The organism is Streptomyces sp. NBC_00996, assembly GCF_045162675.1.
Lineage (GTDB): Bacteria > Actinomycetota > Actinomycetes > Streptomycetales > Streptomycetaceae > Streptomyces.
Window position 1 is genome coordinate 3,101,526 of the sequence record NZ_CP108723.1, and the last position, 26,828, is coordinate 3,128,353.

At 71.0% G+C, this 26,828-nt stretch carries 25 protein-coding genes and 2 pseudogenes; 15 read left to right on the top strand and 12 right to left on the bottom strand.

The window, feature by feature from the left end; all coding sequences use genetic code 11:
* Positions 1-76: 76 nt before the first annotated feature.
* Entirely contained in the window at positions 77-1,672 is a 1,596-nt protein-coding gene (locus OG390_RS14600) for an MFS transporter (protein ID WP_406168090.1), read from the bottom strand.
* Positions 1,673-1,876: 204 nt separating this feature from the next.
* Between OG390_RS14600 and panB the strand changes: the two genes are divergently transcribed.
* The 3 genes from panB (at position 1,877) to OG390_RS14615 (ending at position 5,057) form a co-directional block, all read left to right on the top strand.
* Entirely contained in the window at positions 1,877-2,764 is an 888-nt protein-coding gene (panB, locus tag OG390_RS14605) for a 3-methyl-2-oxobutanoate hydroxymethyltransferase (RefSeq protein ID WP_406168092.1), read from the top strand.
* A 434-nt stretch (positions 2,765-3,198) separates the two neighbouring features.
* Positions 3,199-4,236, top strand: coding sequence for an ATP-binding cassette domain-containing protein (locus tag OG390_RS14610; protein ID WP_406168094.1), 1,038 nt, complete (start codon positions 3,199-3,201; stop codon positions 4,234-4,236).
* Positions 4,233-5,057, top strand: coding sequence for an ABC transporter permease (locus OG390_RS14615; protein WP_406168096.1), 825 nt, complete (start codon positions 4,233-4,235; stop codon positions 5,055-5,057). Before OG390_RS14610 ends, OG390_RS14615 begins: the two co-directional genes overlap by 4 nt.
* Positions 5,058-5,101: 44 nt before the next feature.
* Here OG390_RS14615 and OG390_RS14620 read toward each other — a convergent pair whose 3' ends face one another.
* Together OG390_RS14620 and OG390_RS14625 are read right to left on the bottom strand one after the other, a co-directional pair.
* Positions 5,102-8,620 carry an AfsR/SARP family transcriptional regulator gene (locus OG390_RS14620; protein ID WP_406168098.1) on the bottom strand — a complete coding sequence of 1,173 codons (3,519 nt, stop codon included), beginning with the start codon at positions 8,618-8,620 and terminating at the stop codon, positions 5,102-5,104.
* A 19-nt stretch (positions 8,621-8,639) separates the two neighbouring features.
* A complete protein-coding gene (locus tag OG390_RS14625; protein WP_406168100.1) occupies positions 8,640-9,161 on the bottom strand; it encodes a DUF6578 domain-containing protein in 522 nt (173 codons plus the stop codon).
* 104 nt (positions 9,162-9,265) lie between these two features.
* On the opposite strand from OG390_RS14625, the gene OG390_RS14630 reads away from it, so the two are divergent.
* On the top strand, positions 9,266-10,066 hold the full coding sequence (locus tag OG390_RS14630) for a site-2 protease family protein (RefSeq protein ID WP_406168102.1): 801 nt from the start codon (positions 9,266-9,268) through the stop codon (positions 10,064-10,066).
* Here OG390_RS14630 and OG390_RS14635 read toward each other — a convergent pair.
* The 3 genes from OG390_RS14635 to OG390_RS14645 are packed head-to-tail and all read right to left on the bottom strand — an operon-like array spanning position 10,056 to position 12,129.
* On the bottom strand, positions 10,056-10,301 hold the full coding sequence (locus OG390_RS14635) for a hypothetical protein (protein WP_406168104.1): 246 nt from the start codon (positions 10,299-10,301) through the stop codon (positions 10,056-10,058). The two genes, OG390_RS14630 and OG390_RS14635, sit on opposite strands and share 11 nt — an antisense overlap.
* Before the next feature lie 12 nt (positions 10,302-10,313).
* Positions 10,314-11,018 (bottom strand): NADPH-dependent F420 reductase, encoded by a 705-nt coding sequence (gene npdG, locus OG390_RS14640; RefSeq protein WP_399078575.1) that lies wholly within the window; start codon positions 11,016-11,018, stop codon positions 10,314-10,316.
* 37 nt (positions 11,019-11,055) lie between these two features.
* Positions 11,056-12,129, bottom strand: a complete 1,074-nt coding sequence (locus OG390_RS14645) for an exo-alpha-sialidase (RefSeq protein ID WP_406168106.1) — start codon at positions 12,127-12,129, stop codon at positions 11,056-11,058.
* Positions 12,130-12,234: 105 nt separating this feature from the next.
* On the opposite strand from OG390_RS14645, the gene OG390_RS14650 reads away from it, so the two are divergent.
* Entirely contained in the window at positions 12,235-12,849 is a 615-nt protein-coding gene (locus tag OG390_RS14650; RefSeq protein ID WP_399078580.1) for a hypothetical protein, read from the top strand.
* Positions 12,850-13,511: 662 nt separating this feature from the next.
* Positions 13,512-13,791, top strand: a pseudogene (locus OG390_RS14655) (MFS transporter); the annotation flags it as partial.
* A gap of 90 nt (positions 13,792-13,881) precedes the next feature.
* Here OG390_RS14655 and OG390_RS14660 read toward each other — a convergent pair.
* Entirely contained in the window at positions 13,882-14,118 is a 237-nt protein-coding gene (locus tag OG390_RS14660; protein WP_399078585.1) for a hypothetical protein, read from the bottom strand.
* 58 nt (positions 14,119-14,176) lie between these two features.
* Here OG390_RS14660 and map point away from each other — a divergent pair, with 58 nt between their 5' ends.
* Positions 14,177-15,034: a type I methionyl aminopeptidase gene (gene map / locus OG390_RS14665; RefSeq protein ID WP_406168109.1), complete on the top strand. Its 858-nt coding sequence runs from the start codon at positions 14,177-14,179 to the stop codon at positions 15,032-15,034.
* A 187-nt stretch (positions 15,035-15,221) separates the two neighbouring features.
* Positions 15,222-15,908, top strand: a complete 687-nt coding sequence (locus tag OG390_RS14670; protein WP_406168111.1) for a heme oxygenase (biliverdin-producing) — start codon at positions 15,222-15,224, stop codon at positions 15,906-15,908.
* Between the two features lie 107 nt (positions 15,909-16,015).
* On the opposite strand, the gene OG390_RS14675 is transcribed toward OG390_RS14670, so the two are convergent.
* Together OG390_RS14675 and OG390_RS14680 are read right to left on the bottom strand one after the other, a co-directional pair.
* On the bottom strand, positions 16,016-16,660 hold the full coding sequence (locus OG390_RS14675; protein WP_406168113.1) for a PhzF family phenazine biosynthesis protein: 645 nt from the start codon (positions 16,658-16,660) through the stop codon (positions 16,016-16,018).
* The gene (locus OG390_RS14680; protein WP_406168114.1) at positions 16,653-16,958 is read right to left on the bottom strand and encodes a hypothetical protein; all 306 of its coding nucleotides are present in this window, start codon (positions 16,956-16,958) and stop codon (positions 16,653-16,655) included. Before OG390_RS14680 ends, OG390_RS14675 begins: the two co-directional genes overlap by 8 nt.
* A 44-nt stretch (positions 16,959-17,002) precedes the next feature.
* On the opposite strand from OG390_RS14680, the pseudogene OG390_RS14685 reads away from it, so the two are divergent.
* The 5 genes and pseudogenes from OG390_RS14685 (at position 17,003) to OG390_RS14705 (ending at position 21,951) form a co-directional block, all read left to right on the top strand.
* Positions 17,003-17,460 (top strand): annotated as a pseudogene (locus tag OG390_RS14685) (ATP-binding cassette domain-containing protein).
* Positions 17,461-17,652: 192 nt separating this feature from the next.
* Positions 17,653-18,801, top strand: coding sequence for an iron uptake system protein EfeO (gene efeO / locus OG390_RS14690; protein WP_406168116.1), 1,149 nt, complete (start codon positions 17,653-17,655; stop codon positions 18,799-18,801).
* An 11-nt stretch (positions 18,802-18,812) separates the two neighbouring features.
* The gene (efeB, locus tag OG390_RS14695; RefSeq protein ID WP_406168118.1) at positions 18,813-20,093 is read left to right on the top strand and encodes an iron uptake transporter deferrochelatase/peroxidase subunit; all 1,281 of its coding nucleotides are present in this window, start codon (positions 18,813-18,815) and stop codon (positions 20,091-20,093) included.
* A gap of 3 nt (positions 20,094-20,096) precedes the next feature.
* Entirely contained in the window at positions 20,097-20,972 is an 876-nt protein-coding gene (gene efeU / locus OG390_RS14700; protein ID WP_406168120.1) for an iron uptake transporter permease EfeU, read from the top strand.
* Positions 20,929-21,951: a hypothetical protein gene (locus OG390_RS14705; RefSeq protein WP_406168122.1), complete on the top strand. Its 1,023-nt coding sequence runs from the start codon at positions 20,929-20,931 to the stop codon at positions 21,949-21,951. Before efeU ends, OG390_RS14705 begins: the two co-directional genes overlap by 44 nt.
* A gap of 119 nt (positions 21,952-22,070) precedes the next feature.
* On the opposite strand, the gene OG390_RS14710 is transcribed toward OG390_RS14705, so the two are convergent.
* Positions 22,071-22,805: a bifunctional DNA primase/polymerase gene (locus tag OG390_RS14710; protein ID WP_406168124.1), complete on the bottom strand. Its 735-nt coding sequence runs from the start codon at positions 22,803-22,805 to the stop codon at positions 22,071-22,073.
* Positions 22,806-23,031: 226 nt separating this feature from the next.
* Between OG390_RS14710 and OG390_RS14715 the strand changes: the two genes are divergently transcribed.
* The gene (locus OG390_RS14715; protein WP_406168125.1) at positions 23,032-23,892 is read left to right on the top strand and encodes a glycerophosphodiester phosphodiesterase; all 861 of its coding nucleotides are present in this window, start codon (positions 23,032-23,034) and stop codon (positions 23,890-23,892) included.
* Here OG390_RS14715 and OG390_RS14720 read toward each other — a convergent pair.
* Positions 23,862-24,488, bottom strand: a complete 627-nt coding sequence (locus OG390_RS14720; RefSeq protein WP_406168127.1) for a TetR/AcrR family transcriptional regulator — start codon at positions 24,486-24,488, stop codon at positions 23,862-23,864. The genes OG390_RS14715 and OG390_RS14720 overlap by 31 nt on opposite strands.
* A gap of 254 nt (positions 24,489-24,742) precedes the next feature.
* On the opposite strand from OG390_RS14720, the gene OG390_RS14725 reads away from it, so the two are divergent.
* On the top strand, positions 24,743-25,735 hold the full coding sequence (locus tag OG390_RS14725) for a small ribosomal subunit Rsm22 family protein (protein WP_406168129.1): 993 nt from the start codon (positions 24,743-24,745) through the stop codon (positions 25,733-25,735).
* On the opposite strand, the gene ddaH is transcribed toward OG390_RS14725, so the two are convergent.
* Positions 25,732-26,553, bottom strand: coding sequence for a dimethylargininase (ddaH, locus tag OG390_RS14730; RefSeq protein WP_406168131.1), 822 nt, complete (start codon positions 26,551-26,553; stop codon positions 25,732-25,734). The two genes, OG390_RS14725 and ddaH, sit on opposite strands and share 4 nt — an antisense overlap.
* Positions 26,554-26,828 lie beyond the last annotated feature (275 nt).

Below are 26,828 nucleotides of genomic sequence, written 5' to 3' on the forward strand. Positions count from 1 at the left end.
TGACCGGCGTTCATTCTCCCCAGGTGCGGCGCCCGCGGGCACCCGGTGCCAGGTGCCCGCGGTCCCGTACGGCCGGTCAGTGCTCCCCGGCCGGCACCAACTCGGTTTCCTCCTCGCCCTTCTGGACTTCCGGGGTCCGGCCCGGCAGGAACACGGCCACGATGACCGCGCCGACGATCGCGACACCCGCGCCGCACAGGGCGGTCACGTGCATGGCATGCAGGAAGGCGTCGTTGGCGGGGGCGACGAGGGCCTTGCCCCGGGGGCCGAGCTTGGCGGCGACGCCGAGGGTGGCTTCGATGGACTCGCCCGCGGTGTGGCGCAGGCCGACCGGGACGACACCGAGCTTGTCCTCGATGCCGGTGCGGTAGGCCGTGGAGAGGACGGAGCCGAGGACGGCGATGCCGAGGGCGCCGCCGACCTGGCGGAAGGTGTTGCTGAGCGCGGAGGCGGAGCCCGCCTTCTCGCGCGGCAGGGCTTGCATTATCACGACACTGGTCGGGGTCATGATGTGTGCCATACCGGTGCCCATGAGGAAGAAGATGACCTCGAGGAGCCAGATCGGTGTGTCCGTCTCGAGGACGGCGAACGCGGCGAGCATCGCGGCGATGATCAGCAGCCCCGCCGTACACGTGGCCCGGTTGCCGAAGCGGTCGACGACCAGCCGGGCGCGCGGCGCGAAGATGATCTGGGCCGCGGCGAGCGGCAGCATCAACAGGCCGGTCTGCAGCGGCGAGTAGCCTCGCACGCTCTGCGTGTAGAAGACGGAGAAGAAGGTCACACCCATCAGCGCGAAGAAGACGAGCGCGATGGCGGCGATCGCCGCGGAGAAGACCTTGTTCTTGAAGTACGTGACGTCGATGGACGGGTGGTCGCTGCGCTTCTCGTACACGACGAAGCCGGCGAGGACGACGAGTCCGGCCGCGATGGTCACGAGGACCGTCGCATCGGTGAAGTCGGCGAGCTGGCCGCCCTTGATGATGCCGTAGACGAGCAGGACGAGCCCGATGACCGACAGGACGACCCCGATCGCGTCGACGCGGCCGGGGTTCGGGTCACGCGAGTCCGGGACCAGCCAGAACATCAGGACAAGCGCGAGCAGCACGATCGGCACGTTGATGAGGAAGACCGAGCCCCACCAGAAGTGGTCGAGCAGGACGCCGCCGGTGATCGGGCCGATCGCGATGGCGAGGCCGACGCCGCCGGCCCAGATGCCGATGGCCTTGGGCTGCTCGTCGCGCTCGAAGACGTTCATCAGGACGGCGAGCGTCGCGGGCATCACGAAGGCGGCGCCGAGGCCCATCAGCGCGCGGAACACGATGAGCTGGACCGGCGAGCCGGACTCCGCGGCCAACGCAGACCCGATGCCGAAGACGGCGAGACCGGCGAGCAGCACCTTCTTGCGGCCGAGCCGGTCGCCGAGCAGGCCCGCGGTGAAGAGAAGTCCGGCGAAGACGAGCGTGTAGGCGTTGATGGCCCACTCCAGCTCGCTCTGGGTGGCGCCGAGCCCGGTGGGCGCCGGGGTCGAGATGGTCTTGATCGCAACGTTCAGGATGGAGTTGTCGAGCACCACGATCAGCAGGCTGAGCATCAGCGCGCCGAGGATCGCCCAGCGGCGTCGATGCACCGCCTCTGGCACACGTCGATCGGCAGGAGGAGCGGAAGTCGTCATGGCGCCCAGACTAGGTGCGATTCGATACGGAACCGTCTCGTATCGAATATACTTTACGGAGAACTTACCAAGGGATACGGAACCCCGCGCGCCGAGACGCAGATCGCTCGCCCCGCTCTAGCCGCGCGTGGCACGAGGTGCCACCATGGACCTGGTCCGGGGACGCCGTAAGGGCGCCTCGAGATGACAGAAGGAGCCGTTGCGATGACGCAGCTTTCGGCTGCCCAGAAGCAGCCCGTGCAGGGTGTGCGCCCGTCCACCGACAGCAGCAAGGCGCTGTACGGGGGCAAGAGCACCCGCCGCATCACGGTGCGCGACATCACCGCCGCCAAGGAGCGCGGCGAGAAGTGGCCCATGCTCACCGCGTACGACGCGATGACCGCGTCCGTCTTCGACGCGGCCGGCATCCCGGTCATGCTCGTCGGCGACTCGGCGGGCAACTGCCACCTGGGGTACGAGACGACCGTGCCCGTCACCATGGACGAGATGACCATGCTGTCCGCCGCGGTTGTGCGGGGCACCAGCCGCGCCCTGATCGTGGGCGACCTGCCCTTCGGGTCGTACCAGGAGGGCCCGGTGCAGGCGCTGCGCTCGGCCACCCGCCTCGTCAAGGAGGCCGGGGTCGGCGCGGTGAAGCTGGAGGGCGGCGAGCGCTCGCACCGCCAGATCGAACTGCTCGTCGAGTCCGGCATCCCGGTCATGGCGCACATCGGCCTGACCCCGCAGTCCGTGAACGCCATGGGCTACCGCGTGCAGGGCCGTGGCGACGAGGCCGCGCATCAGTTGCTGCGGGACGCGAAGGCGGTGCAGGACGCGGGTGCGTTCGCCGTCGTCCTGGAGCTGGTCCCGGCGGAGCTGGCCGCCGAGGTCACGCGCACGCTGCAGATCCCGACGGTCGGTATCGGCGCGGGTCCCGAGACCGATGCGCAGGTCCTCGTCTGGACCGACATGCTCGGTCTCACCGGTGGCAGGGTGCCGAAGTTCGTCAAGAAGTACGCCGACCTGCGTGAGGTCATGGGCAACGCGGCGAAGGCGTTCGCCGAGGACGTCGTCGGCGGGACGTTCCCCCTCGAGGAGCACTCCGTCCACTGAGCCACTGCGGCACCAAGGGCAGCCCGCCGATTTCCCCCGTCGGCGGGCTGCGCCTTTTCCCCGGGGCGCTGTCAGGGCTCTTTCGCCCCCTCCGCCCCACCCGTCCCGTACCTGGGGGCTGCCGCCCCCAGACCCCCCGCTTCGGCCTGAACGGCCTCGTCCTCAAACGCCGGACGGGCTGAAAAGCACCCGCAGTCACCGACGCAGGGAAGGGGCCGTGCCGGTACATCACATGCCCCGTCGCTTACGCGGTTGCCAACAGGCAGGACCATGCAGCCGAAGCGATCTGCCACCGGCGACGGGGCGGATGTACCGGCACGGCCCCGACCCACCCACCGGCGGACAAGCGCCGACGGCACGCCCGTCGGCGATATATCGGCGGCTGTCGGTCGGCTGTAGGCGGTTTGTAGGTGGCGGCTGGCACCTTGATGGCCATGACGCGAATCGACAAGAACCCCCGACAAGAGGGCGCCGGCGCCAAGAGCGCCGTCACCGTACGGGGGCTGGTCAAGCACTACGGCGAGACCAAGGCACTGGACGGCGTGGACCTGGAAGTGCACGAGGGCACCGTCCTCGGCGTTCTGGGTCCGAACGGCGCCGGCAAGACCACCCTCGTCCGCTGCCTGTCCACCCTCATCACCCCCGACGCCGGCCACGCCACGGTCGCCGGTTACGACGTACTGAAGCAGCCCCGCCAGCTGCGTCGGGTCATAGGTCTCACCGGCCAGTACGCCTCGGTCGACGAGAAACTCCCCGGCTGGGAGAACCTGTACATGATCGGGCGGCTGCTCGACCTGCCCCGCAAGGACGCCCGGCGCCGCGCCGACGAACTCCTGGAGCGCTTCTCGCTCACCGAGGCCGCCAAGCGCCCGGCGTCCACGTACTCCGGCGGTATGCGCCGCCGTCTCGACCTCGCCGCCTCCATGATCGGGCAGCCCGCCGTGCTGTACCTGGACGAGCCGACGACCGGCCTCGACCCGCGCACCCGCAACGAGGTGTGGCACGAGGTCAAGCGCATGGTCGCCGACGGCGCCACCGTGCTGCTCACCACCCAGTACATGGAGGAGGCCGAACAGCTGGCCTCCGAGCTGACGGTCATCGACCGCGGCAAGGTCATCGCCAGCGGCCGGATCGACGAGCTGAAGGCGAGGGTCGGCGGCCGCACACTGCGGATCCGCCCGGTGGACCCGCTGGAGCTGCGCCCGCTCGCGGGCATGCTCGACGAGCTGGGCCTCACCGGTCTCGCGGCCTCGGCCGTGGACACCGAGACCGGCACCGTCCTGGTCCCGATCCTCAGCGACGAACAGCTCACCGCCGTGGTCGGCGCGGTCACCGCGCGCGGCATCACGATCAGCTCCATCAGCACCGAACTGCCCAGCCTCGACGAGGTGTTCCTCTCCCTCACCGGCCACAAGGCCGGTGCCCCGCAGGACGCCGCCCCCGCCCGCGCCTACGAGGAGGTCTCCGCATGAGTACCGCCGTTGCCGAAGCCCCCCTCGCCGCCCAGAGCGACTCCCATATCTCGCCCCGCGCACACGCGCGCCACATCGGCGCCCTGGTCCGCCGCAACCTGCTGTGGATCCGCCAGGACCCGGAGTCGATGTTCGACGCCGTCCTGATGCCGATCGTCTTCACCCTGCTGTTCGTGTACGTCTTCGGCGGCTCCATCGGGCAGTCGCTGGGCGGCGGGCAGGACCGGTACGTGCAGTACGTGGTGCCCGGTCTGATGGCGATGACGACCATGAACATGGCGACAGCCGTCGGTACCGGCTTCAACGAAGACTTCCACAAGGGGGTGATGGACCGCTTCCGCACCCTGCCGATCGGCCAGGGCTCCGTACTCTTCGCCAAGATCGTGGTGGAGCTGATGCGGATGGTCGTCGCCACGACGATCCTCATGATCGTGGGCGTACTGGTGGGCTTCGACATCACGAACTGGCCGGGCCTGTTCGCCTCCGTGGGGCTCGCCACTCTCTTCGCCTCGGCCCTGATGTGGATCTTCCTGGTCCTCGGTGTGACGATGAAGAACGCCCAGTCCGTGCAGGCGATGGGCTTCCTGGTGCTGTTCCCCCTGCAGTTCGGTTCGTCGATCTTCTCGCCGCCCGCGACCATGCCCGGCTGGCTGCAGACCTTCACCGACTACAACCCGCTGTCCAACCTCGCGGACACCGTGCGCGGCCTGATGGTGGGCGGCCCGGTCGCGCACCACCTGTGGATGACCCTGGCCTGGACGGCGGCCCTCACGCTGGTGATGGCACCGATCGCGATCCACAAGTTCCGTACCAAGAGCTGAGGTTCGGCCACGAGTGACGGCCATGACCATGGCCCCGGTCCGCGTCAGATGAGGGCGGCGGCCTCCTCCGCGGAGAGCCCGCCGCCCTCGGCGTACGCGGCCTCGTACGCCGCGTCGTCGAGTTCGGCCCGCACGCCCGCCTCGGCGCGGGTGCGCACCTCGTCCTCCATCGGGCCGGAGAAGTGGCCCGGCGGCAGCAAGTGGTCTGCGGCGCCGAGGAGCCGGGCCGCCTCGCGGACGCGGCTGCCGCCGTCCAGGCCGGTGAGGGCGATGGCGGCGGTGGTCAGATGAGCGGAGGTCATGTGCGGCGCGATCATCTGCGCCAGCGGGTCCATGGACCGCGCCATGGCCTTGCGTGCCTTGTCCAGGGCGCTCGCGTGCAGCCCCTCCACCGTGTCCAGCCAGGCATCCACACCGAGTACGAACCCGTCGAAGACCACGAAGGTGCTGGCCGCGAAGTCCTCGCGCAGCAGCCGCAGCTGCTCGCGCGCCTCGACCGACCGATCGGTGCGGCCGAGCCACATCGCGAGGAAGAGCCGGGCCGCGGGCATGGCCTCGTTCTGGGCTCCGTGGCCCTCCGCGAGCACGTCGCGCAGCATCCGCTCGCCGCGCTCGGGCTCCCCCAACTCGATGTACATGCTGGCGAGTCGGACGTTGAGCACAGCCGTCTGGGCGCGAGCACCCAGCTGCTCGGCATACGTGTTCGCCTGCGAGTAGTCCGCGGCGGCGGCCCGGTACTCGCCCGTGCGCTCATGGGCCTCGCCGCGCGCGGACAGCGCCTCGGCGGCACCCCAGGCGTCGCCGATGCGGGCGAACATCTCCAGGGCCTCGTCGGCGTCGCGGGTCGCGTCGCCGACCATGTCGGCGCGGTTGGCGAGGATGTTGGCGCGCATCTGGAGGGCGACGGCGAGTTCCCACTCGAGGCCGAGTTCGCGGCAGGTGTCGACCGACACGTCGATGACCGCGCGCACCCGCTCTATGTCGCCGGTGAGCAGGACGGCGTAGAACCAGAGGTTGCCGGGGCTGCGGCAGGTCTGCGGGAGGCCCGGCCGGTAGGTCTCGCTGATGATGCGCAGCTTCTCCTTGGCCTCCGGGGTCTGCCAGGCGTCCAAGTCCATGTCCATGCAGGCGAGATGGACGAGGTGCACGCCGCGCCGGGCCTCTTCGAGGACGTCCGGGCGCATCGGCGGCGGGGCGGCCGTGCAGCTCTCGTGCAGCGGGAGGGCCGGGCGCAGGGGCTCTGCGAAGGGGTCGGGGCCAAGGGCCATGACCTCGCGGGACCAGGTGCGGGCGTCGATGCGCTGGTCACGGATCTGCCAGTACCAGCTCAGCGAGAGGACGAGGCAGATCGCCTCCTGCTCGTCGCCCTCGGCGACGGCGTGCCGCAGGGCGGTGCGCAGATTCTCGTACTCGCGTTCGAGGAGCGCGATCGCGGCGCCCTGGCCGGGGCCGCGCAGTGCGGGGTCGGTGGTGCGGGCGAGTTCGCGGTAGTACGTGAGGTGGGCGCGCTCGGCGGCGAGGCGGTCGCCGGACTCGTCGAGGCGTTCGCCGGCGTACTCGGCGACGGTCTCCAGGAGCCGGTAGCGCATCTCTCCGTCATCCGAAGGAGCCGCGACGACAAGGGACTTGTCGACGAGCGAGCCGAGCGCTTCCAGAGCGGCGGGCCCGCAGACCGTCTCGGCGGCGGCGAGGCCGCAGCCGCCCGCGAAGACGGACAGCCGCCGCAGCACGTCCCGTTCGTCCTCGTCGAGCAGGTCCCAGGACCAGTCGACGACGGCGCGCAGGGTCTGCTGTCGCGGCAGGACGGTGCGGCTGCCGGAGGTGAGCAGGCGGAACCGGTCGTCGAGCCGGTCGGCGATCTGGCGCGGGGTGAGCATCCGCAGCCGGGCGGCGGCGAGTTCGATGGCGAGCGGCAGCCCGTCGAGGCGCCGGCAGATCTCGGCCGCCGCCGCCGCGGTCTCGCCGTCGGCGTCGATCCGGAAGCCGGCCCGGGCCGCGGCCCCGCGGTCGGCGAGCAGCCGCAGTGCGACGGGCTCCGGGAGCGGCTCCACGGGGCGCAGCAACTCCCCCGGCACGCCGAGCGGTTCACGGCTGGTGGCGAGTACGGTCAGCCCCGGGCACCGCTCCAGCAGCTCCTCGACGAGGTGGGCGGCGGCGTCCACGACATGCTCGCAGTTGTCGAGGATGATCAGCATGCGCCGCTTGGCACAGTGCTCGGCGAGCCGGGTGAGGGGATCGTCGTGCCGGTCGGCCACGACCCGCATCTCCTCGGCACCGGCACCGCGCAGCACGGTCTCCCGCGCACCGACGGCCGTGAGCACGGCCTCGGGCACGGCCTTCGGATCGTCCACCGGCGCTAGCTCGGCCAGCCACACCCCGTCCCGTGCCGTGTACGCCACGGCCTCCGCCGCCTCCTGCGACAGCCGTGTCTTGCCGGCCCCACCGGGCCCGAGCAGCGTCACGAGCCGGGCCGCCGCGAGATCACCCCGGATGGCATCGATGTCGGCCTCGCGGCCGACGAAGGAGGTGAGGCGGGCGCGGAGGTTGCCTGCGGGCGGCGGCGCCGGGCGGGTACGGGAAAGGGCGGCGGAGCCGAGGGCCGAGGCAGGGGCACCCGCGGCCGGGGCGGGGGCGCCGGGCTGTGCGGCGGCCGGCCCGCCGGCTCCGTCCCGGCCGACGGCGTGGACCGCGTCTCCTCGGCCGGGGGCCGGAACTCCGGCTCCGGCGTTCCGGGCGCCGGGACCGTCCGGACCGGCGCGGTGCTCGGCGGTGTTCCCGTCCCCGTACGGCCCACGGCCAGGGCCACGATCACGGCCCGCAGCGGCGGGACTCTCGTCCGGCGCGAGCAACTCCCTGTGCAGGGACCGGAGTTCGGGCCCCGGGTCCGAGCCCAGACGGTCGGACAGGAGTGCGCGGACGAACTCGTAGGCCGCGAGGGCCTCGGCGGGGCGCCCGGCGTCGCGCAAGGCGCACAGACGCAGGGCGTGCAGCGGCTCGTCCAAGGGGTGGAGATCGCACAGGGCGGTGAGCTCGGGCAGGGACTCCTCGGCGTGGCCCAGGGCGAGGGCCGCGGCGAGGCGGGCACGGCGTACGTCGAGGCGGCGGGTCTCCCAGCGGGCCGTCTCAGCGGTGCGGTCCGGGAGGTCGGCGAGGGCCGGGCCGTGCCACAGGGCGAGGGCGTCGTCGAGGACCGCGGCCGCCTTCGCCGGGTCGCCGTCGGCGAGGGCACGCGTGCCCTCGCCCGCGAGGCGCTCGAAACGGTGCAGGTCGACGTCGTCGGCCGCCGTGGCGAGCCGGTAGCCGCCGTCCACCGAGTGCACCGCGTCGGGCCCGAGCGCCCTGCGCAGCCGCCCGACCAGCGCCTGCAGCGCGCCGGGCGCGTCCGCGGGCGGGTCGCCGTCCCACACCTCGTCGACCAGGACAGCCGCAGGCACGGTCCGTCCGGGCCGCAGCGCGAGCACGGTCAGCAGGGCACGCAGCCGCGCCCCGCCGACCGGGACGGGCGTGCCGTCGGGGCGGAGTGCCTGGGTGGTGCCGAGGATGCGGTAGCGCACGGGGTCCATTGTCTCCGGTGGCGTGGTGTCAGGTGCGCGGGTCCGGCACGTCCAGTTCGGCCAGGACGCCGGACGGCCGCTCACCGAACCACTTCGGACAGCGGTCCACGCTCTGCAGGCGCCGCGAGGCGGGCACCGGTTCGAGGGTGTGTGAGCCGGGGGACGTCTCCACGAACTCCTGGTGCACCACATGGATCGAACGGACCGTGCCCATCGTCTCGGGCCACTCACCACCATGCCGTTGGACGGTGAGCAGTCCGACCGTCCGGATCCACTGCTCGGAGTCCGTGTCGGACCGGGCCACGGGATCCTCGTTCAGCGCGGCCGTGAGCCCGTCGTCCGTCCGCAGGGTCGTGACCACACCCCCGTCCTCGTCGCGCACCACTTCGGCGAGGCTCGACAGCTTGCTCAGCTCGTCGTACCAGCCACCGCCCAGCACATCGTCCGAGTCCATGAGCAGCAGCGGCCAGCTCACCTCGTCCCCCACCGAGAACGGTGTGCCGCAGCACTCCATCTGCCAGTCCGCGTAGAAGACCCACCATCGCCCCATGTCCCCACCCTCTCCGGAACCAACGGCCGATCGCGAGACGTTTTCCGCATGAGCCCGGTACGGTCGGGCAGTCCCACCCCATGAGCAGCAGTCCAGGGAGTCCCATGACCACCGCCGCGACCCGCAGCAGCGACCGGAGGATCAGTCCCGTCTTCGTCGGGATCGTGGCCGTCATGGCGGTGACCGGCTGGGCGGCCTGGACCGGGTTCGCCGAGCAGCCCGGCGTGGCCGTGTTCCTCTTCGTGACGGCCGCGTGGATCGTCTCGCTCTGTCTGCACGAGTACGCGCACGCGCGCACCGCCCTGCACAGCGGCGACATCTCGATCGGCGCGAAGGGCTATCTGACGCTCAACCCGCTGAAGTACACGCACGCGCTGCTGAGCATCGTGCTGCCGGTGATCTTCGTGATCATGGGCGGGATCGGTCTGCCGGGCGGCGCGGTCTTCATCGAGCGGAACCGGATCCAGGGCCGCTGGAAGCACAGCCTGATCTCGGCGGCCGGCCCGCTGACCAACGTCCTCTTCGCCGTCGTCTGCACCGCACCGTTCTGGCTGCACGCCCTGGACGGCGTCCCGGACGCCTTCCGCTACGCGCTGGCGTTCCTCGCGCTGCTCCAGGTCACGGCCGCGATCCTGAACTTCCTGCCGGTACCGGGCCTGGACGGCTACGGCGTGATCGAGCCCTGGCTGTCGTACGACATCCGTCGCCAGGTGGAGCCGTTCGCACCGTTCGGGCTGCTGGCGGTGTTCGCGATTCTGTGGATTCCGTCGGTGAACAGCGTGTTCTTCGACGCGATCTACTCGATCCTGGGCGCCCTGGGAATCGACGACGTCCAGCGCTACTGCGGCCAGGACCTGTACCGCTTCTGGGACGGTGTCAACGAGTACTGCACCGTCAGCCGCTGACCGACGACCCGCCCCGGCCACGCCGCACGTAGTACCACGTCATGTTGGACGACAGGCCCGCCAGCAGCACCCACACGATCCCCAGCCAGCTGCCCTGGACGAAGGAGACCACGGCCGCGGCGACGGAGAGGACACAGACGGCGAGCGCATAGAGGGCGAGGCGGGGCATGGGGGGGGTGGCTCCTGACGGACAATGCGGACGAGTGACGAGTGCTACGCGTCCAGTGTCCCCCATGCCCGTGAGGCGCTATACGTCCGTCACCCGCAGACCCGCGTGAGCCTTGTAGCGCCGGTTCACCGAGATCAGGTTCGCGACCAGGGACTCGACCTGGTGGGCGTTGCGCAGGCGGCCCGAGAAGACGCCGCGCATGCCCGGGATGCGGCCGGCGAGGGCCTGCACGATCTCGACGTCGGCGCGCTCCTCGCCGAGGACCATCACGTCGGTGTCGATCTCCTCGATCTCCGGGTCCTGGAGGAGGACGGCCGAGAGATGGTGGAAGGCGGCGGTGACGCGTGAGTCGGGCAGCAGGGCGGCAGCCTGTTCGGCGGCGCTGCCCTCCTCCGGCTTCAGCGCGTACGCGCCCTTCTTGTCGAAGCCGAGCGGGTTGACGCAGTCGACGACGAGCTTGCCCGCCAGCTCCTCGCGCAGCGATTCGAGGGTCTTGCCGTGGCCCTCCCACGGCACGGCGACGATCACGATGTCGCTGCGCCGCGCACACTCGGCGTTGTCGGCGCCCTCGACGCCGTGCCCGAGTTCCTCGGCCGCGCCCTGCGCGCGCTCCGCGACCCGCGAGCCGATGATCACCTTCTGGCCGGCCCGGGCGAGCCGGTAGGCCAGTCCCTTGCCCTGGGGCCCGGTGCCGCCGAGCACGCCTACGACGAGCCCGGACACCTCGGGAAGGTCCCAGGGGTCCTTGGCGGGGGCCTTCTGTGCACTGTCAGTAGAGGTCATGGCCCGACTTTACGTGCGCGGATCGCGACCGTGGGCGTCAGGTGAGGGCGGTCACCGGGATGCGGCGGAAGGTGATCGTCTCGTACGCGCCGAAGTCGCCCGTCTCGTAGAGGAGGCCGACGGTCGTCGCGTCGACGCGTACGAGATCGGAGTACGCGGCGGGCAGTCCGTCCAGTGTGACGGCGGGGCGCCAGGTGGTGCCGCCGTCCGTGCTGGCGCGCACGGTCATCAGGGCGCGGAAGGCGGGGTCGGCGGGGCCTGAGTAGAGGAGCAGGTCGGGGTCGCGTAGCTGGAGGAGGCTGCCCTGGACGACGGGGGTGACAAGGCCTGCCTGCGGGCGGAAGGGCTTCTCCAGGCTCTTGCCGCCGTCGCGGGAGTGGGCGTCGGCGCGGTTGCCGGGGGACGGGGAGTCGTTGCGGGTGTTGAAGTAGACACGCCCGTCGGGGAGTTCGGCCGCGGTCGTCTCGTTCACGTTGATGTAGCCGTTGGTGTTCTCGTCGATGTAGCCGAGGTACCAGGTCTCGCCGCGGTCGTCACTGAGCAGGCAGTGGCCACTGTTGTACTTCGCTTCGGTGCCGTTGTCCGTGCCGGTGGGCGGAAGCGTGTGGTTGCCGGGGACGACGACGCGGCCCGTGGTGAGTTGGATGGCGTGCCCGGGCGTGGTGGCGTACCACCGCCAACTCGCCTTCTTCACCTGTGCGGTGATCTCCTTCGGGCTCGACCAGGTGAGCCCGTCGTCGTCGCTGTGCTGCACCCAGACACGCCGCCCGTCGGCAGCCTTCACCTTGCCGCGCAGGAGGGCGTCCTCGCTCGCGGTCGCCGCGCTGCGGACGTGTACGAGGAGGACGCGGCCGGTGTCGAGGACGACGGGCGCCGGGTTGCCCGCGAGGTTGTCGCCGTTCCTGGCGACCGCCTGGAGCGGACCCCAGGTGCGGCCGCCGTCCGACGACCGCTTCAGCACGATGCCGATGTTGCCGTGGTCCTGCGCGGAGTCGACCCTGCCTTCGCAGAAGGCGAGGAGCGTGCCCGTGGCCGTGTCGACGACCGCGGGGATCCGGAAGCCGGCGTAACCTTCGCGGCCGGCGCGGAAGGGGGTGCTTGCTTCTGTCATGGGCCGACTCCTTATGTGACCGTTGATGCGGGCCTCTGCCCAACTCGGGCAAATTCGTGGTGAACTCCGGGTCACGAGTGGCCGGTTGCGGCAAGATGCGTGCGCATGGATGCCGTACGGGTCGCGTTGTTGCGCGAAGTGCTCGCCGGAACCGAGTGGTTGGGGGCCACGCGACGGTTCGCGGGGGCGCTGCGGGGGTCCGTGGTGTCGTACGGGGGCGGATTGCTGCTGGTCGGCACCGAGGAGTACGAACCGTGGCATCTCGCCGCGCATCTCGTGGACGAGGCGGCGTGGTCGGGGACACCGGAGCTGTCGCCGACTTTGGTGCGGCACGGGGCGCGGGAGTCCGATCCGGCCCACCTGGCGGTGGGGCTGGGGCGTATCGATGCGGCTCGGCGGGGAGAGACGCTGCTTGTGGTGTCGCCGGGCGCGCCCGGGGCGCCGCTGCTGGAGCGGGTGCATGACGCGCGGCGGGCCGGGGCGACGGTGCTGGCGCTGTCCGCGGGGGATGCCGCGGGGGACCGTGAGCTGCCGGCTCTGGCCCACGAGTCGCTCGCGGTACCGGCCGAGCCCGAGCTCGATCTCGATACCGTGCAGCATCTTGTCAGTGCGGCGGCCGGGGAGAACGCGCTGCCCTCGCCGCGGGGGCGGCGGCGGTTCCGTGACCGCTTGTCACGGCTCGCGGATCAGTTGACGGCTCCGCCGTCTGCTCGGTGGTAGCCGGCGGCCGTGTTCGCCGCTTCGCGACGGACTCCCGCCCGACCACCCGACTCGGTCTCGTCCCCCGCCTTCGGCGGACACCCTCGCCGCTTCGCGACGGACTCCCGCCCGACCACCCGACTCGGTCTCGTCCCCCGCCTTCGGCGGACACCCTCGCCGCTTCGCGACGGACTCCCGCCCGACCACCCGACTCGGTCTCGTCCCCCGCCTTCGGCGGACACCCTCGCCGCTTCGCGACGGATTCCCGCCCGACCACCCGACTCGGCCTCGTCCCCCGCCTTCGGCGGACACCCTCGCCGCTTCGCGACGGATTCCCGCCCGACCACCCGACTCGGTCTCGTCCCCCGCCTTCGGCGGACACCCTCGCCGCTTCGCGACGGATTCCCGCCCGACCACCCGACTCGGGTGCCTTCCCGCCTTCGGCGGACAGCTCATGGGTCGGCCGATGGGTGGCTTCGGCCGGCAAGCCCTCGGCCGGCCGAGGGGCAGCCTCGGCCGACGAGCCAAACGCCGGCCCGGACACCGCCCCGGCTGAACACCGGCCCAGGGGCGGCTTGGGTGGACACGTCACAGGCGCCTCTGCCGACGCACGCGTACGTCGTCCGCGCCGGGCCCTGCCACCTCCGCGCCGAAAAGCAGGCCTCCCCCGAGCATGACCCGTCGTGACCGACGACGCCCCCGCACCCGCGCCCGTCCCCTCTTCCCGGCTCCGTGCGCTGCTCCCCGATCTCGCCCCCTGGCGGGCGTCCGCCGACTTTCGGCGGCTCTGGGTGGCCGGGCTGATCACGAACTTCGGGAGTTTTCTGACGTTCGTCGCGCTGCCGGTGCAGATGAAGGTGCTGACCGGGTCGGCGGTGACGGTGGGGGCGATCGGCGCGGTGGAGCTGGTGCCGCTGGTGGTGTTCGGGTTGTACGGCGGGGCGCTCGCCGACGCCCGTCGCCGGCACCGGGACGACCGGGCCTCGGCCCGTTGCAGGCATCACGACGCCCCGCCTCAACCCGTCATCAGCGCCCGCCACGCATCCGTCTGCCTCAGTCGTCCTCCGAGCCGGATGTCGCCCCCGGCGCGTCATGCCACTTGGGGTCGGTCTCCCACTCGAGGTTCCGCTCGCGGGCGATCTCCATCGCGTGTTCCGCCTCCTGGCGGGAGGCGTATGGCCCGAAGCGGTCCTTGCCCGGGCAGTCGGGGCCCTCCTCGACCTTCTTGTGCTCCAGGCAGTAGTACCACTCGCCGGGTTTGCCGACGGTGCGCTTCTTGAAGAGGGCCATGACCGGCTCCTTTCGCCACGGACATGGTGCCCCATGCCCGCTGGTTAGACTCGCTGGCATGTCTGGCCAGTCGCTGCTCGTACCAGGGGAGCTCTCTCCCACCCGTCCCGTCCCGGGAAACATCCGGCGTCCCGAGTACGTGGGCAAGCCCGCCCCCACGCCGTACACCGGACCGGAGGTGCAGACGCCCGAGACGATCGAGGCGATGCGGATCGCCGGGCGGATCGCCGCGCAGGCGATGGCCGAGGCCGCAAAGCTCATCGCGCCGGGTGTCACGACGGACGAGCTGGACCGGGTGGCGCACGACTACATGTGCGACCACGGCGCCTACCCCTCGACTCTCGGCTATCGCGGATTCCCCAAGTCGCTGTGCACCTCCGTCAACGAGGTCATCTGCCACGGCATCCCCGACTCCACGGTTCTGCGGGACGGCGACATCATCAACCTGGACGTGACCGCGTACATCGGCGGGGTGCACGGCGACAACAACGCGACTTACCTGGTCGGCGACGTCGCCGAGGAGAGCAGGCTGCTCGTCGAGCGGACCCGCGAGTCCCTCGACCGCGCCATCAAGGCGGTCAAGCCCGGCCGCCAGATCAACATCATCGGGCGCGTCATCGAGTCGTACGCGAAGCGGTTCGGGTACGGGGTGGTGCGGGACTTCACCGGCCACGGGATCAACTCGTCCTTCCACTCCGGGCTGATCGTTCCGCACTACGACAGCCCGCACGCGACGACCGTCATCCAGCCCGGGATGACCTTCACGATCGAGCCCATGCTCACGCTCGGCACGCACGAGTACGACATGTGGGACGACGGCTGGACCGTCGTGACGAAGGACCGGAAGCGTACGGCCCAGTTCGAGCACACCTTGGTGGTGACGGACAGCGGGGCGGAGATCCTGACCTTGCCGTAGTCCCTCGCAGAGCCCTCGTCCACGTGAAAGCCCGCCCTGTCCACAGGGCGGGCTTTCACATGTGGCCTTGATCGGAAACCGAGGTACGGTTTTACCGACAGAGTGTCGGGAACCAATTGACTTAGGTAAGCCTAACCAAAGAAGATCGAAGCGACTTTCGTCCTCGCTCTTCGGCTCCGGAGGCATCATGACCGCGACGGACACGTCGAGCACGACAGACACGTCGAGCTCCTCCTTCTCGACACTCATCCGCACCGCCTCGCACGAGCAGCACACGCAGGCGGAGACCTCGACGTTCATGAGCGATCTGCTCGGCGGCCGGCTGGGCGTCGAGGCGTACGCGCGCTATACCGAGCAACTGTGGTTCGTGTACGAGGCGTTGGAGGCGGACGCCGAGTGCTTGGCGGCCGATCCGGTGGCCGGGCCCTTCGTACGGCCGGAGCTGTTGCGCCGCGCCGCCCTGGAGCGCGATCTGGCCCATCTCCGGGGCCCCGGCTGGCGCGCGACGCTCACCGCCCTGCCCGCGACCCGGGCCTACTCGGCCCGTGTCACCGAGTGCGCCCGGACGTGGCCCGGCGGCTATGTCGCCCACCACTACACCCGCTACCTCGGCGACCTCTCGGGAGGCCGGATCATCCGCGGCAGGGCCGAGCGGACCTGGGGCTTCGCCCGCAAGGGTGACGGCGTCCGCTTCTACGTCTTCGAGGACATCACCAACCCGGCCGCGTTCAAGCACGGTTACCGCGAACTGCTGGACGGGATTCGCGCCGACGACCTGGAGAAGCAGCGCATCGTCGCCGAGTGCAAGCGGGCGTTCGCCCTGAACACCGGGGTCTTCCGTGCGCTCGGCGAAGAGTTCCCGCTCAGCGCGTGAACGCCAGGGGCTCCGGCCGAGGCCGTGGGTTGCACTGCGGGCGCGGGCGGGTGGGGGCTGGTACCGCAGTTCCCCGCGCCCCTGAAAGAACGGGGGGTGGAAAACCCTCACCGTTCCAGTCGCACTCGGCCCCCGACCTCGACCCAACCTCCCGGCTGCGGCGCCGTAAGGATCTGCGAGCCCACGCCTTGCACGATGTTCAGCGCCCGGCCCAGCCGATCCGTCAGCAGCAGCGCCGCCGCCCCCGTCGCCTCGTCCTCCTCGATCCCGTCGTCCCGCCCGGGAAACGCACGGGCCCGCACCCGCCCCGCGGCCTCGTCCTCCCAGGCCCAGGCGTAGATCCACTCACCCGGCGCCGGGACGGCCAGCGCGTCGACCTCGGCGGCGGACCCGTACCGCCGCAACGTACGCGTCGGCGCCCACTCCGCCCGCGCCTCGATCCAGCTGAACTCCCCGTCGAGCCGTACCCCCACCACCCCGGCGGGGGTCACCAGTTCGGGCACGTCGAGCAGCCACCCCACCCCGACGCACGGGTGTCCGGCGAACGGCAACCGCAGCGTCGGCGTGTAGATGTCGATGACCCCACGCTCGGGGTCGTCCACGAACACGGTCTCGCTGAACCCGAGCTTCGCGGCGAACGCCTGCCGTTCCTCGCGATCCGGCATCACCGAACCCTCGCGCACGACACCGAGCTCATTGCCATACCCGCCGCCGGGTCCGCAGAAGACCCGCAGCACGTCGTAGTCAGTCACTCCGGCATTCAAACATCACCCGCGCCGCGAGCGCGTCCCAGGCCGCGGGACCGCCGGGCAGGGGCCAGGAGCGGGTGCGGCCGTGCTCGTACGGCAGCGTGGACATCACATCGCCGTACGCCCGTTCCAGCACAGCCCGTTGCCGCTCCACGCCACTCCCGGAGCGGGCGCGCAGCCGTTCCATCCGCTGCTCGTGCCCCGCGGTCACCTCGTCCGCCGTGCGCCGCCAGTCGTCCTCGTCCGGCGCCCGGGCCAGCACCACGCACCCGGGCGCCCGGCCCTCCGCGAGCGACGCCACGGCCCGGTCGTGTTCTCGCCGAGGCCGAAGGACTCCATGTCCGCCTGGGCGCCCGCGAGGTGCTGCGCGGCGTCGACGTCAGGGCCCGCGCGGGCGAGATGCTCGCGCTGGTGGGACCCAACGGGGCGGACAAGTCGACGCTGCTCGCCGCTCTGGCGGCAGGCCTCGGCGCCGCCGAGGGAGTCGTACGCGTCCACGGGCACCCTGCGGCGCACTGGACGGCGCCCGAACTCAGCTGAGGCACCAGAAGTTGGTACTGCGGGTGTGCCGGGAAAGGGCGCATGCCGGGGACGCCGTGGTCGTGGTGCTGCACGATCTGAGGCCGGCGGGCGCATACGCGCACCGGGTGGCGACTCTGTGCGCCGGTCGTGTCGCGGTCGACGACCCGCCGGCCGAGGTCCGCACCGGCGGCTTGCCGAGCGACGTCCATCGCCGGCCGGTGGAGGTGTTCCCGCACCCCAGGACCGGTGCGGCACTGATCACTCCGCAACGCGAGCCTTGACCTTCCCTTGGCCATTCCTTGGGGTTTGCTTTGAGCCACCGTGATCAAGCCGTTCCTGCACAGCGTCCGTGAGAGCTGAATCACCGAACCGGTGGGTATCAGTGAGGCAAGCCTCAGATAAGTTAGGTCAGCCTCACCAAGCCGGCACGGGCCCCGCCGTGCGGATTGTCCGATTCTTCTCTTGGAGCCTGAATGCGAGCCGTCCGACTCTCAGTTGTCACCGCTGCCGCCACCGCGGCCGCCCTGACCGCCGTCACGGGCTGCACCGAGAAGAGCGACGCCAAGAGCGGCGACGCGATCCAGGTGACCGCCGCCGACTCCAAGTGCGACACCTCCGCCAAGTCGGTCCCGGCCGGCCAGGTCACCCTGAAGATCGAGAACAAGGGCTCGAAGGCCACCGAGGTCGAGATCGTCTTCCCGGACGACCGGATCGTCTCCGAGAAGGAGAACATCGGCCCGGGCACCAAGTACACGCTGACCGCCGAGGTCAAGGCCGGTTCGTACGAGATCGCCTGCCGCCCGGGCATGAAGGGCCACGGCATCCGCCAGAAGCTCACGGTCACCGGCGGCAAGGTCGCCCAGCGCGACCCGCGCCTGGACAAGGCCGTCGCCGCCTACCGCGAGTACGCGCAGACTCAGGCCGACGAGACGATGCCGAAGGCCGAGGCGTTCGCCAAGGCCATCAAGGCCGGCGACATCGAGGCCGCCAAGAAGGAGTTCGCCACCTCCCGCCTGGGCTGGGAGCGCACCGAGCCCGTCGCGGAGTCCTTCGGTGACATCGACCCGAAGGTCGACGTGCGCGAGGACGGTCTGGAGGACGGGCAGGATCCGGCCACGGACTGGACCGGCTGGCACCGGCTGGAGAAGGCCCTCTGGCAGGACAAGAAGATCGGCGACCGCGAGAAGGAGCTCGCCGACCAGCTGGTGACGGACCTCACCGACTGGCAGGAGCGGGTCGGCAAGGCCGAGATCACCCCGACCTCCATGGCCAACGGCGCCAAGGAGCTGCTCGACGAGGTCGCCACCGGCAAGGTCACCGGCGAGGAGGACCGGTACTCGCACACCGACCTGAGCGACTTCAAGGGCAACGTCGAGGGCGCGCAGGAGGCGTACGAGCTGCTGAAGCCGGTCGCCAAGGAGAACGACGCGGCGCTGACCACGGAGCTCGACAAGCAGTTCACCGCGCTGAACACGTTGCTCGACAAGTACCGCACGGACAAGACCTCGTACGACTTCACCTCGTACGACAAGGTCGGCGACGCCGACCGCAAGGAGCTCTCGGACGCGGTCAACGCGCTCGCCGAGCCCCTGTCCAAGCTCGCCGCCGCCGTAGTGAAGTAGGAGCCGCCACCATGACGGACACCACGGACACCACGGAAGCCACCGAGGACACCACCGGCTCTTCGCCCTCCCGGCGTTCGCTGATCGGCTGGGGCGGCGCGGGTCTCGCGCTCGGTGCCGCCGCGGCCGGCGGCGCGGTGGCGATGACCCGCACCGGCAACGACGTCGACCCGACCGCCGCCGAGACGGGCGCCGCGGTCGCCTTCCACGGCACGCACCAGGCGGGCATCGCCACGGCCGTGCAGGACCGCCTGCACTTCGCCGCGTTCGACGTGAAGACGGACGACCGCGCCGAGTTCGTCCAGCTGCTCAAGGACTGGACCGAGGCCGCGCGGCGGATCACCGCCGGGCACGCGGTCGGCGAGGGCGCGTACGGCGGTCTGGCCGAGGCGCCGCCGGACGACACCGGTGAGGCGCTGGGCCTCAAGCCGTCACGGCTGACGCTGACGATCGGCTTCGGGCCTTCCCTGTTCGACAAGTTCGGGCTGCAGGACCAGCGTCCCGAGGCGCTGGTCGACCTGCCGAAGTTCCCGGGCGACAACCTGGAGAAGGCCCGCAGCAACGGCGACCTGTGCATCCAGGCGTGCGCGGACGACCCGCAGGTCGCGGTGCACGCGATCCGCAACCTCGCCCGCATCGGCTTCGGCAAGGTCGCCATCCGCTGGTCGCAGCTCGGCTTCGGCAAGACCTCGTCGACGACGCCGGACGCGCAGACCCCGCGCAATCTGATGGGCTTCAAGGACGGCACCCGCAACATCGCGGGCACCGAGACGGACCGGCTGAAGAAGTTCGTGTGGGCCGGCGAGGGTGACGGCCCCGGCTGGATGACCGGTGGCTCGTACCTCGTGGCCCGACGCATCCGCATGAACATCGAGACCTGGGACCGGACTTCGCTCCAGGAGCAGGAGGACGTCTTCGGCCGCGACAAGGGCGAGGGCGCCCCGGTCGGCAAGGCCAAGGAGCGTGACAAGCCGTTCCTGAAGGCGATGAAGCCCGACGCGCATGTGCGGCTCGCGCACCCCGACTCCAACAACGGGGTGACCATCCTGCGCCGCGGCTACTCCTTCACGGACGGCACGGACGGCCTCGGCCGGCTGGAGGCGGGCCTGTTCTTCCTCGCCTACCAGCGTGACGTCCGCAAGGGCTTCATCCCGCTGCAGCGCAACCTGTCGCGTTCCGACGCGCTCAACGAGTACATCCAGCATGTGAGTTCGGCGGTCTTCGCCGTTCCGCCCGGCGTCCGCGACAAGGACGACTGGTGGGGCCGCGCGCTGTTCTCCAAGGAGGCGTAGCCCGTGTTCAGCAACTATCTGATCGGCCTGCGCGAGGGTCTGGAAGCCAGCCTCGTCGTCTGCATCCTGATCGCCTACCTGGTGAAGACCGACCGCCGGGACGCCCTGAAGCCGATCTGGATCGGCATCGGCGTGGCGGTCGCGCTGGCGCTCGGCTTCGGCTGCGCGCTCGAATTCGGCTCTCAGGAGATGACGTTCCAGGCGCAGGAGGCGCTCGGTGGTTCGCTGTCGATCCTCGCCGTGGGCCTGGTGACGTGGATGGTCTTCTGGATGCGGCGCACCGCCCGGCACCTCAAGTCCGAGCTGCACGGCAAGCTGGACGCGGCGCTGGCGATGGGCACGGGCGCGCTGGTGGCGACCGCGTTCCTGGCGGTCGGCCGGGAGGGCCTGGAGACGGCGCTGTTCGTGTGGGCGTCGGTGCACGCGGCCAGCGACGGGACGCCGCGCCCGCTGGTCGGCGTCGCCCTGGGCCTGGCCACCGCGGTCTTCCTCGGCTGGCTCTTCTACCGGGGCGCGCTGAAGATCAACCTCGCCAAGTTCTTCACCTGGACCGGCGGCATGCTCGTCGTCGTCGCCGCGGGTGTGCTCGCCTACGGCGTCCACGACCTGCAGGAGGCCGACTTCATCCCGGGCCTGACGAGCCTCGCCTTCGACATCAGCAACACCATCGATCCGACGAGCTGGTACGGCACCCTGCTCAAGGGCGTCTTCAACTTCCAGCCGGACCCGACCGTCCTCCAGGTCACGGTGTGGGCGCTGTACCTGGTCCCGACACTCGCGATCTTCCTCGCCCCGGTAGGGTTCGCCTCCGGGAAGGGGAAGGTGAAGGTACCTGATGAGCAGGGATCGCGCGGGTCGCAGCCCTCGAAGGCTTCGTAGTCCGAACCGTCTGAACCAATTCGCCCTGGCAACGGGGGCGGTGACCGTTCTGTCCTTGACGGCGAGCGGTTGCGTGGTGGTGCACGGCGAGCGGGAGGTCGTACCGGCGGCGACCCGGGCCGAGGCCGCCCGCGCGCTCAAGGACTTCACCACCGCCTACAACAAGGCGGACAAGGAGTACGACAGTTCGCTGGACGCGGACCGGGTGGCCGGGCCGCTCGCCGACATCGACGGCGCCAAGCTCAAGGCCGGGCACAAGAACAACCCGGGCGGCAATCCGGCGCATTCGCCGCTGACGTTCAGCGATGCCAAGTTCGTGATACCCGAGAAGGCGGGCTGGCCGCGCTGGTTCGTGGCCGACACCGCGGCCAACAAGGGCCTGCCGACCAGCCGTTGGCTGCTCGTCTTCACCCGCTCCGGGGCGAACGACGTGTGGCAGGTCTCGTATCTGACCGTCCTCGCCGCCGCCGATGTACCGACGTTCAAGAAGGACGACGCCGGCTGGGCCGAGCCGGTCACGGCGGACGACGCGGCGCTGGCGATCGAGCCGGAGAAGCTGAGTCAGTCGTATGCGACGTATCTGAAGGCCGGCGGCGACGGCTTCGCCGCGGGCACGCACACCTCGCAGTGGCGGGCCCAGCGCAAGAAGTTCGCCAGCAAGCCCGGCCTCGCCCGGCAGTACATCGACGAGCCGCTGAGCTCGGGCGGCTACGCCCCGGTGGGCCTGCGCACCACGGACGGCGGGGCCCTGGTCTTCTTCACCACCCACCGCTACGAGAAGCAGACCGCCGCGGCGGGCAGCGCGATCCCCACCCCCAGCGCCGACGTCCAGGCCCTGACGACCGGCGAGATCAAGCAGTCCCTCACCCTGGAGTTCATCTCCAACCAGGCGGCCCTGGACCCGCCGAGGAACGCGGCCGGCAAGGGCGTGGCGATCCTGGGGCGGATCGAGGGGTTGACGGGGGCGGAGGGCGAGTAGCGGCTGTTCACGGCTGTGGGCAGTCGTTGCGCAGGGTGCTGGGTGTCTCCCCTGTTCGGGCGAAGCCGAGAACGTGGGGAAGGCCGGGCACAGCCACCGGCGCCGGGTGCGATCGGAGTTCAGCCCCGGTGGGGCCAGGCGGCCAGCTGGTCCGACTCGTTCTCGCCCGCGTAACGGGCACACGCGTCGGTCAGGATCTCGAGCAGCGTCAGCGGATCCGGCAGGGCGTACTCCGGCCCCCGTACCCACTCCACCGTCAGGTCACCCGGCAACCGCGCCGGCGGGACAAGGACGTACGAGCCACGGCAGTGCCACCGCAGTCCCGGATGCTCGTCCATCGTCTCGGGGTGGCAGTCCAGCTCGCAGGGCCACCACTCGTCCTCGTCCTCGGGCGTACCCCGCGTGGCCGTGAAGAAGAGCATCCGGTCGCCGCCGGACTCCGCGACGGGCCCGACCTCGATGCCGGAGGCGAGCAACCGTTCCAGCGCCTCGCGCCCCGCGTCCAGCGGAACGTCGAGAACGTCGTGCACCATGCCGGTCGCGGTGATGAAGTTGGCCTTCGGCTGATGCCGGGCCCAGCGCTCGATCTGCGCTCGGTCGGTCGTGGACTGCGTCTGCCAGGCGAAGGAGACGGGGTGGCGCGCGGGAGTGGGACAGCCGACGCGGTCACAGGAACACCGGTAGCCGGAGGGGTACGCGGCCTGTGCGAGCGGCAGCCCCGCGGCGGCCGCGGCGAGCAGCAGGGCCTCACGCCCGCCGTCAGCGCTCTCCACAGGATCCTTCGGCCGGCGTCCGCGCAGCCACTGGAAGATCCTGCCCTGCGCGCCGGAACGGCGGCCGAACTCTGCGCTCATCTTCCCCTCGCCTAGCCGTTCGTGCCGACAACAGGCCTTCACCGCGTGCCGACAACAGGCCTTCAAAAGGCCATCTGCAGGACATCACCGAGCTCTATCGTCCCACCATCCTGCGCCCCGGGTGGCCAGAGCCCACATCCGGGGTGGCCGGGGAGACGCGTCTCCCCGGCCCCGATCGGGTGTCATTCCACATTTTTGCGGGATTCGTCCCCCTACCGTGGTCGCCATGCTCACACGGACTGCGTTCCTGGGTCTCGCCGGTCTCGCCTCGCTCGCCCTCACCGGGCCCGGCGGCCTGCCGTCTCCACTGGAGTGGGGCGCGGGGCCGCTGACGGTGGACGCCCTCCCCCGCGTGACCTATGTCGTTCACCGCGGCGGCGCCCGGGAAGTGCTGGAGAACAGCATGTCGGGCCTGACGGCCGCGTACCAGGGCGGTACGGCGCAGGTGCTCGACTTCGACACCCGCACGCTGCGCGACGGGACCGTGGTGGTCATGCACGACGCGGCCCTGGACCGCACGACCTACACGCGTGGAGCGGTACGGGACCTGAGCCTGCGGCAGTGGCGGAGCGTGCGGCTGCGCCCCAGGAACGCACATCCCGGCAGCCGGCACCCGGAGCGGCCGCCGACCGTCGCCGAGGTGCTGGACCGCTTCGGCGGGCGGATCGTGCTGACGCTGGAGGCGAAGGACCCGGAGAGCCTGGGCACACTCGCCGCGATGATCCGTGACCGCGGTCCGACCCGCTCGGCGTTCGTGGACTCCAACGATCCGGAAGTGGCCCGGCGCGCCCACCGGCTGGGCCTGCTCAGCCAGCTGTGGCGGTCGGCGGCCCAGATGCGCACCGACCACCCCGAGCGCTGGAGGTCGTTCGTCGACGTCCTCGACGTCGACTACAAGGCGCGTGACGTCGGTCTCGTACGGGCCGTGACTTCCGGCGTCCCGCGTGTGTGGGCGCACACCGTGATCACTCCGGCCCAGCGCGACCGGGCGCTCCGGCTGGGCTGCGACGGCATCGTCACGGACGCGCCGGGCCGGTTTGCGGCAGCCTCGGCCACTCAGCGCGGGGCGAGGCCGAAGAGCGCGTAGTCGACGAGCGTGTCGGTGTATTCGTAGGAAATCGGGCCGGTGCGCTGGAGCCAGCGCTGGGCCAGCGGGGAGACGAACAGTTCCAGGGCGATGCGGGGGTCGATGTCCCGGCGTACGTCCCCCTTGCCCTGCGCCGAGCGCAACCGCGTCACGTACAGCTGGAGCTGGGGTTCGAGGAGGTTGCTGACGAACACCGCTCCGAGCCGTTCGTTGACCACGCCCTCGGCGGTCAGGGCGCGCGCCGGGATCTCGAACCTCGGGTTCAGCAGTTCGTCCACGGTGGCGCGCAGGACCAGTTTGAGGTCGGCGGCCAGATCCCCGGTGTCCGGGATCTCGTACGGCTCCTGCCCCGCCGCCCGCGCGGCCTGCTCACCGAGGTCCATGAAGGCGTCGAGGAGCACGTCCGCCTTCGACGACCACCAGCGGTAGATCGTCTGCTTGCCGACTCCGGCACGGGCCGCGATGCCCTCGATCGTGGTCTTGGGATAGCCGACCTCGCCGACGAGGGCGAGAGCCGCGTCGTAGATCGCGCGACGTGACTTCTCGCTGCGGCGAGTGGCGTCGGGGGTGGGTTTGGGCTTGGGCTTTTCGGCCATGGGGGGAACTTATCAGGGCGACGATACGGTACGTCTCGCCTCCGGCGGGGGGTGCGACGGGGCTGGGGCAAGGGTTTTTCGCCCCTCCGCCCCTGCCCGTCCCGTCCCTGGGGGCTGCGCCCCTCTTGGGGGTGCGGGGAACTGCGCGGACAACCCCCACCCACCCGCAGCCGAAAGGCCGGCCGGGACGGGCAGGGGCGGAGGGGGCGAAACACCGCCGCGAGCCGCGCCCCGGCCAACCGTAGAATCACCGGGTGAACGCCCCCCTGACCCCCGCCGACACCCTGCGCACCGCCCTCGCCGGGCTGCTCGACGGGCTGCCGCCGAAGGCCGCCGCGCAGGCGGTCGAGCGGCTGATCGCCAACTACCGGGGGACCACCCCGACGCACACCCCGATCCTCCGCGACCGCTCGGACGTGGTCGCGTACGCCGCCTATCGCATGCCCGCCACGTTCGAGGCGGTGCACACGGCCCTGGAGGCGTTCGCGGACGCGGTACCCGGATGGGCGCCGGGCAGCCACGTGGACGTCGGAGGTGGCACGGGCGCGGCGACCTGGGCGGTGAACGCGACCTGGGAGGGCGCCCGCCCGGTGACGGTGCTGGACTGGGCGGAGCCCGCGCTCACGCTGGGCCGGGAAATCGCCGCCGCGAACCCGGAGTTGAAGAACGCCGAATGGCACCGCTCTCGCATCGGATCGGCGCTCACCATCGAGAGCACTGATCTCGTCACCGTGTCCTACGTCCTGGGCGAGCTCACCGACGCCGACCGCGCCTGCGTCGTGGACGCCGCCGCGGCCGCCGCCCAGGCCGTCGTCATCATCGAGCCGGGTACCCCCGACGGCTATACCCGAGTCATCGAGGCCCGCGACCGCCTCATCCGTGCCGGGTTCCACGTCGCCGCCCCCTGCCCGCACAGCGCGGCCTGCCCCATCGTCCCCGGCGAGGACTGGTGCCACTTCTCCGCCCGGGTGGCCCGGTCCTCCCTGCACCGCCAGGTCAAGGGTGGCTCCCTGCCGTACGAGGACGAGAAGTTCAGCTACGTCGCCGCCACCCGCTTCCCGTCGGCCCCGGCGTCCTCCCGCGTCGTGCGCAAGCCGCAGATCCGCAAGGGCCAAGTACTCCTGGATCTCTGCGAGACCGAGCCGTCGCTGCGCCGGGAGACCGTGACCAAGCGCCACGGACCGCTGTACCGAGCGGCCCGTGACGCGGAGTGGGGCGACGCCTGGCCGCCGGCCGCGGAAGACTAGTTCCGCAGTTCCTGCGTGCAGCACTTCACGCTGCCGCCGCCCTTGAGGAGTTCGCTGAGGTCGATGCCGACGGGCTCGAAGCCGCGGTCCCGGAGGGGGTCGAACAGGCCGGTCGCGGCCTGTGGAAGCAGCACGTGCAGGCCGTCCGAGACCGCGTTGAGGCCGAACACGGCGGCATCCTGGCCGGTGGCGATCAGAGCCTCGGGGAACAGCCGGCGCAGCACCTCTCGGCTGCCGGGGGAGAACGCGGGCGGGTAGTACATGACCTCGTCCGCCGTGTCGTCCAGGACGGCGAGGGCCGTGTCCAGGTGGTAGTAGCGGGGGTCGACGAGATCCAGACCGATCACCGGGCGGCCGAAGAACTCCTGGGCCTCGCCGTGCGAGAGAGGGCTCGCGCGAAAGCCGCGGCCCGCGAGCACGTACGACGCGGTGACCGTGAAGTCGCCCTCTCCCTCGTTGACGTGGACCGGCTCCCGTACCTGCGCGAAGCCGCGCGCGCGGAACCACTCCAGATGGGCCGCCGCCTCCGGCTCGCGCTCGCGGTACGCGAACCGGGCGCCGAGCACCCGGCCGTCCACGACGGTCGCGCCGTTCGCCGCGAAGACCATGTCCGGCAGGCCGGGGCGGGGGGTGAGCTCCTCGACCGTGTGGCCGAGCGAGCGGTAACGGTCGCGGAGGCCTTCCCACTGGGCGACGGCGAGCGGCACGTCGACCGGCTTGGCGGGGTTCATCCAGGGGTTGATGGCGTACGTGACCTCGAAGTGCGCGGGTGGGCACATGAGATAGCGCCGGGGCGTGGCGCGGCGGGGAGGGGGCAAGGAGGGCTCCTTACTCAACCGCAGGGGGAGTTGATGCAGTTGATGCCCATGGTGCGCCGCGGGGTGCCCGCCGGGCGGGAGGCGAATGGGTTGTGTCCGGGCAGGGGGGTTTCTTCGCCCCCCTCCGCCCCTGCCCGTCCCGTACCTGGGGGCTGCGCCCCTTTTAGGAGCGCGGGGAACTGCGCGAACAACCCCCACCCACCCGCACCCGAAAGGCCGGTCGGGATTTAGGAGCGCGGGGAACTGCGCGACCAGCCCCCACCCACCCGCAGCCG

Bases quoted from the DNA above. Each gene is read 5' to 3' on its own strand.
- OG390_RS14600 (WP_406168090.1), bottom strand. From the start codon at position 1,672: ATGACGACTTCCGCTCCTCCTGCCGATCGACGTGTGCCAGAGGCGGTG.
- panB (WP_406168092.1), top strand. From the start codon at position 1,877: ATGACGCAGCTTTCGGCTGCCCAGAAGCAGCCCGTGCAGGGTGTGCGC.
- OG390_RS14610 (WP_406168094.1), top strand. From the start codon at position 3,199: ATGACGCGAATCGACAAGAACCCCCGACAAGAGGGCGCCGGCGCCAAG.
- OG390_RS14615 (WP_406168096.1), top strand. From the start codon at position 4,233: ATGAGTACCGCCGTTGCCGAAGCCCCCCTCGCCGCCCAGAGCGACTCC.
- OG390_RS14620 (WP_406168098.1), bottom strand. From the start codon at position 8,620: ATGGACCCCGTGCGCTACCGCATCCTCGGCACCACCCAGGCACTCCGC.
- OG390_RS14625 (WP_406168100.1), bottom strand. From the start codon at position 9,161: ATGGGGCGATGGTGGGTCTTCTACGCGGACTGGCAGATGGAGTGCTGC.
- OG390_RS14630 (WP_406168102.1), top strand. From the start codon at position 9,266: ATGACCACCGCCGCGACCCGCAGCAGCGACCGGAGGATCAGTCCCGTC.
- OG390_RS14635 (WP_406168104.1), bottom strand. From the start codon at position 10,301: ATGGGGGACACTGGACGCGTAGCACTCGTCACTCGTCCGCATTGTCCG.
- npdG (WP_399078575.1), bottom strand. From the start codon at position 11,018: ATGACCTCTACTGACAGTGCACAGAAGGCCCCCGCCAAGGACCCCTGG.
- OG390_RS14645 (WP_406168106.1), bottom strand. From the start codon at position 12,129: ATGACAGAAGCAAGCACCCCCTTCCGCGCCGGCCGCGAAGGTTACGCC.
- OG390_RS14650 (WP_399078580.1), top strand. From the start codon at position 12,235: ATGGATGCCGTACGGGTCGCGTTGTTGCGCGAAGTGCTCGCCGGAACC.
- OG390_RS14660 (WP_399078585.1), bottom strand. From the start codon at position 14,118: ATGGCCCTCTTCAAGAAGCGCACCGTCGGCAAACCCGGCGAGTGGTAC.
- map (WP_406168109.1), top strand. From the start codon at position 14,177: ATGTCTGGCCAGTCGCTGCTCGTACCAGGGGAGCTCTCTCCCACCCGT.
- OG390_RS14670 (WP_406168111.1), top strand. From the start codon at position 15,222: ATGACCGCGACGGACACGTCGAGCACGACAGACACGTCGAGCTCCTCC.
- efeO (WP_406168116.1), top strand. From the start codon at position 17,653: ATGCGAGCCGTCCGACTCTCAGTTGTCACCGCTGCCGCCACCGCGGCC.
- efeB (WP_406168118.1), top strand. From the start codon at position 18,813: ATGACGGACACCACGGACACCACGGAAGCCACCGAGGACACCACCGGC.
- OG390_RS14705 (WP_406168122.1), top strand. From the start codon at position 20,929: ATGAGCAGGGATCGCGCGGGTCGCAGCCCTCGAAGGCTTCGTAGTCCG.
- OG390_RS14710 (WP_406168124.1), bottom strand. From the start codon at position 22,805: ATGAGCGCAGAGTTCGGCCGCCGTTCCGGCGCGCAGGGCAGGATCTTC.
- OG390_RS14715 (WP_406168125.1), top strand. From the start codon at position 23,032: ATGCTCACACGGACTGCGTTCCTGGGTCTCGCCGGTCTCGCCTCGCTC.
- OG390_RS14720 (WP_406168127.1), bottom strand. From the start codon at position 24,488: ATGGCCGAAAAGCCCAAGCCCAAACCCACCCCCGACGCCACTCGCCGC.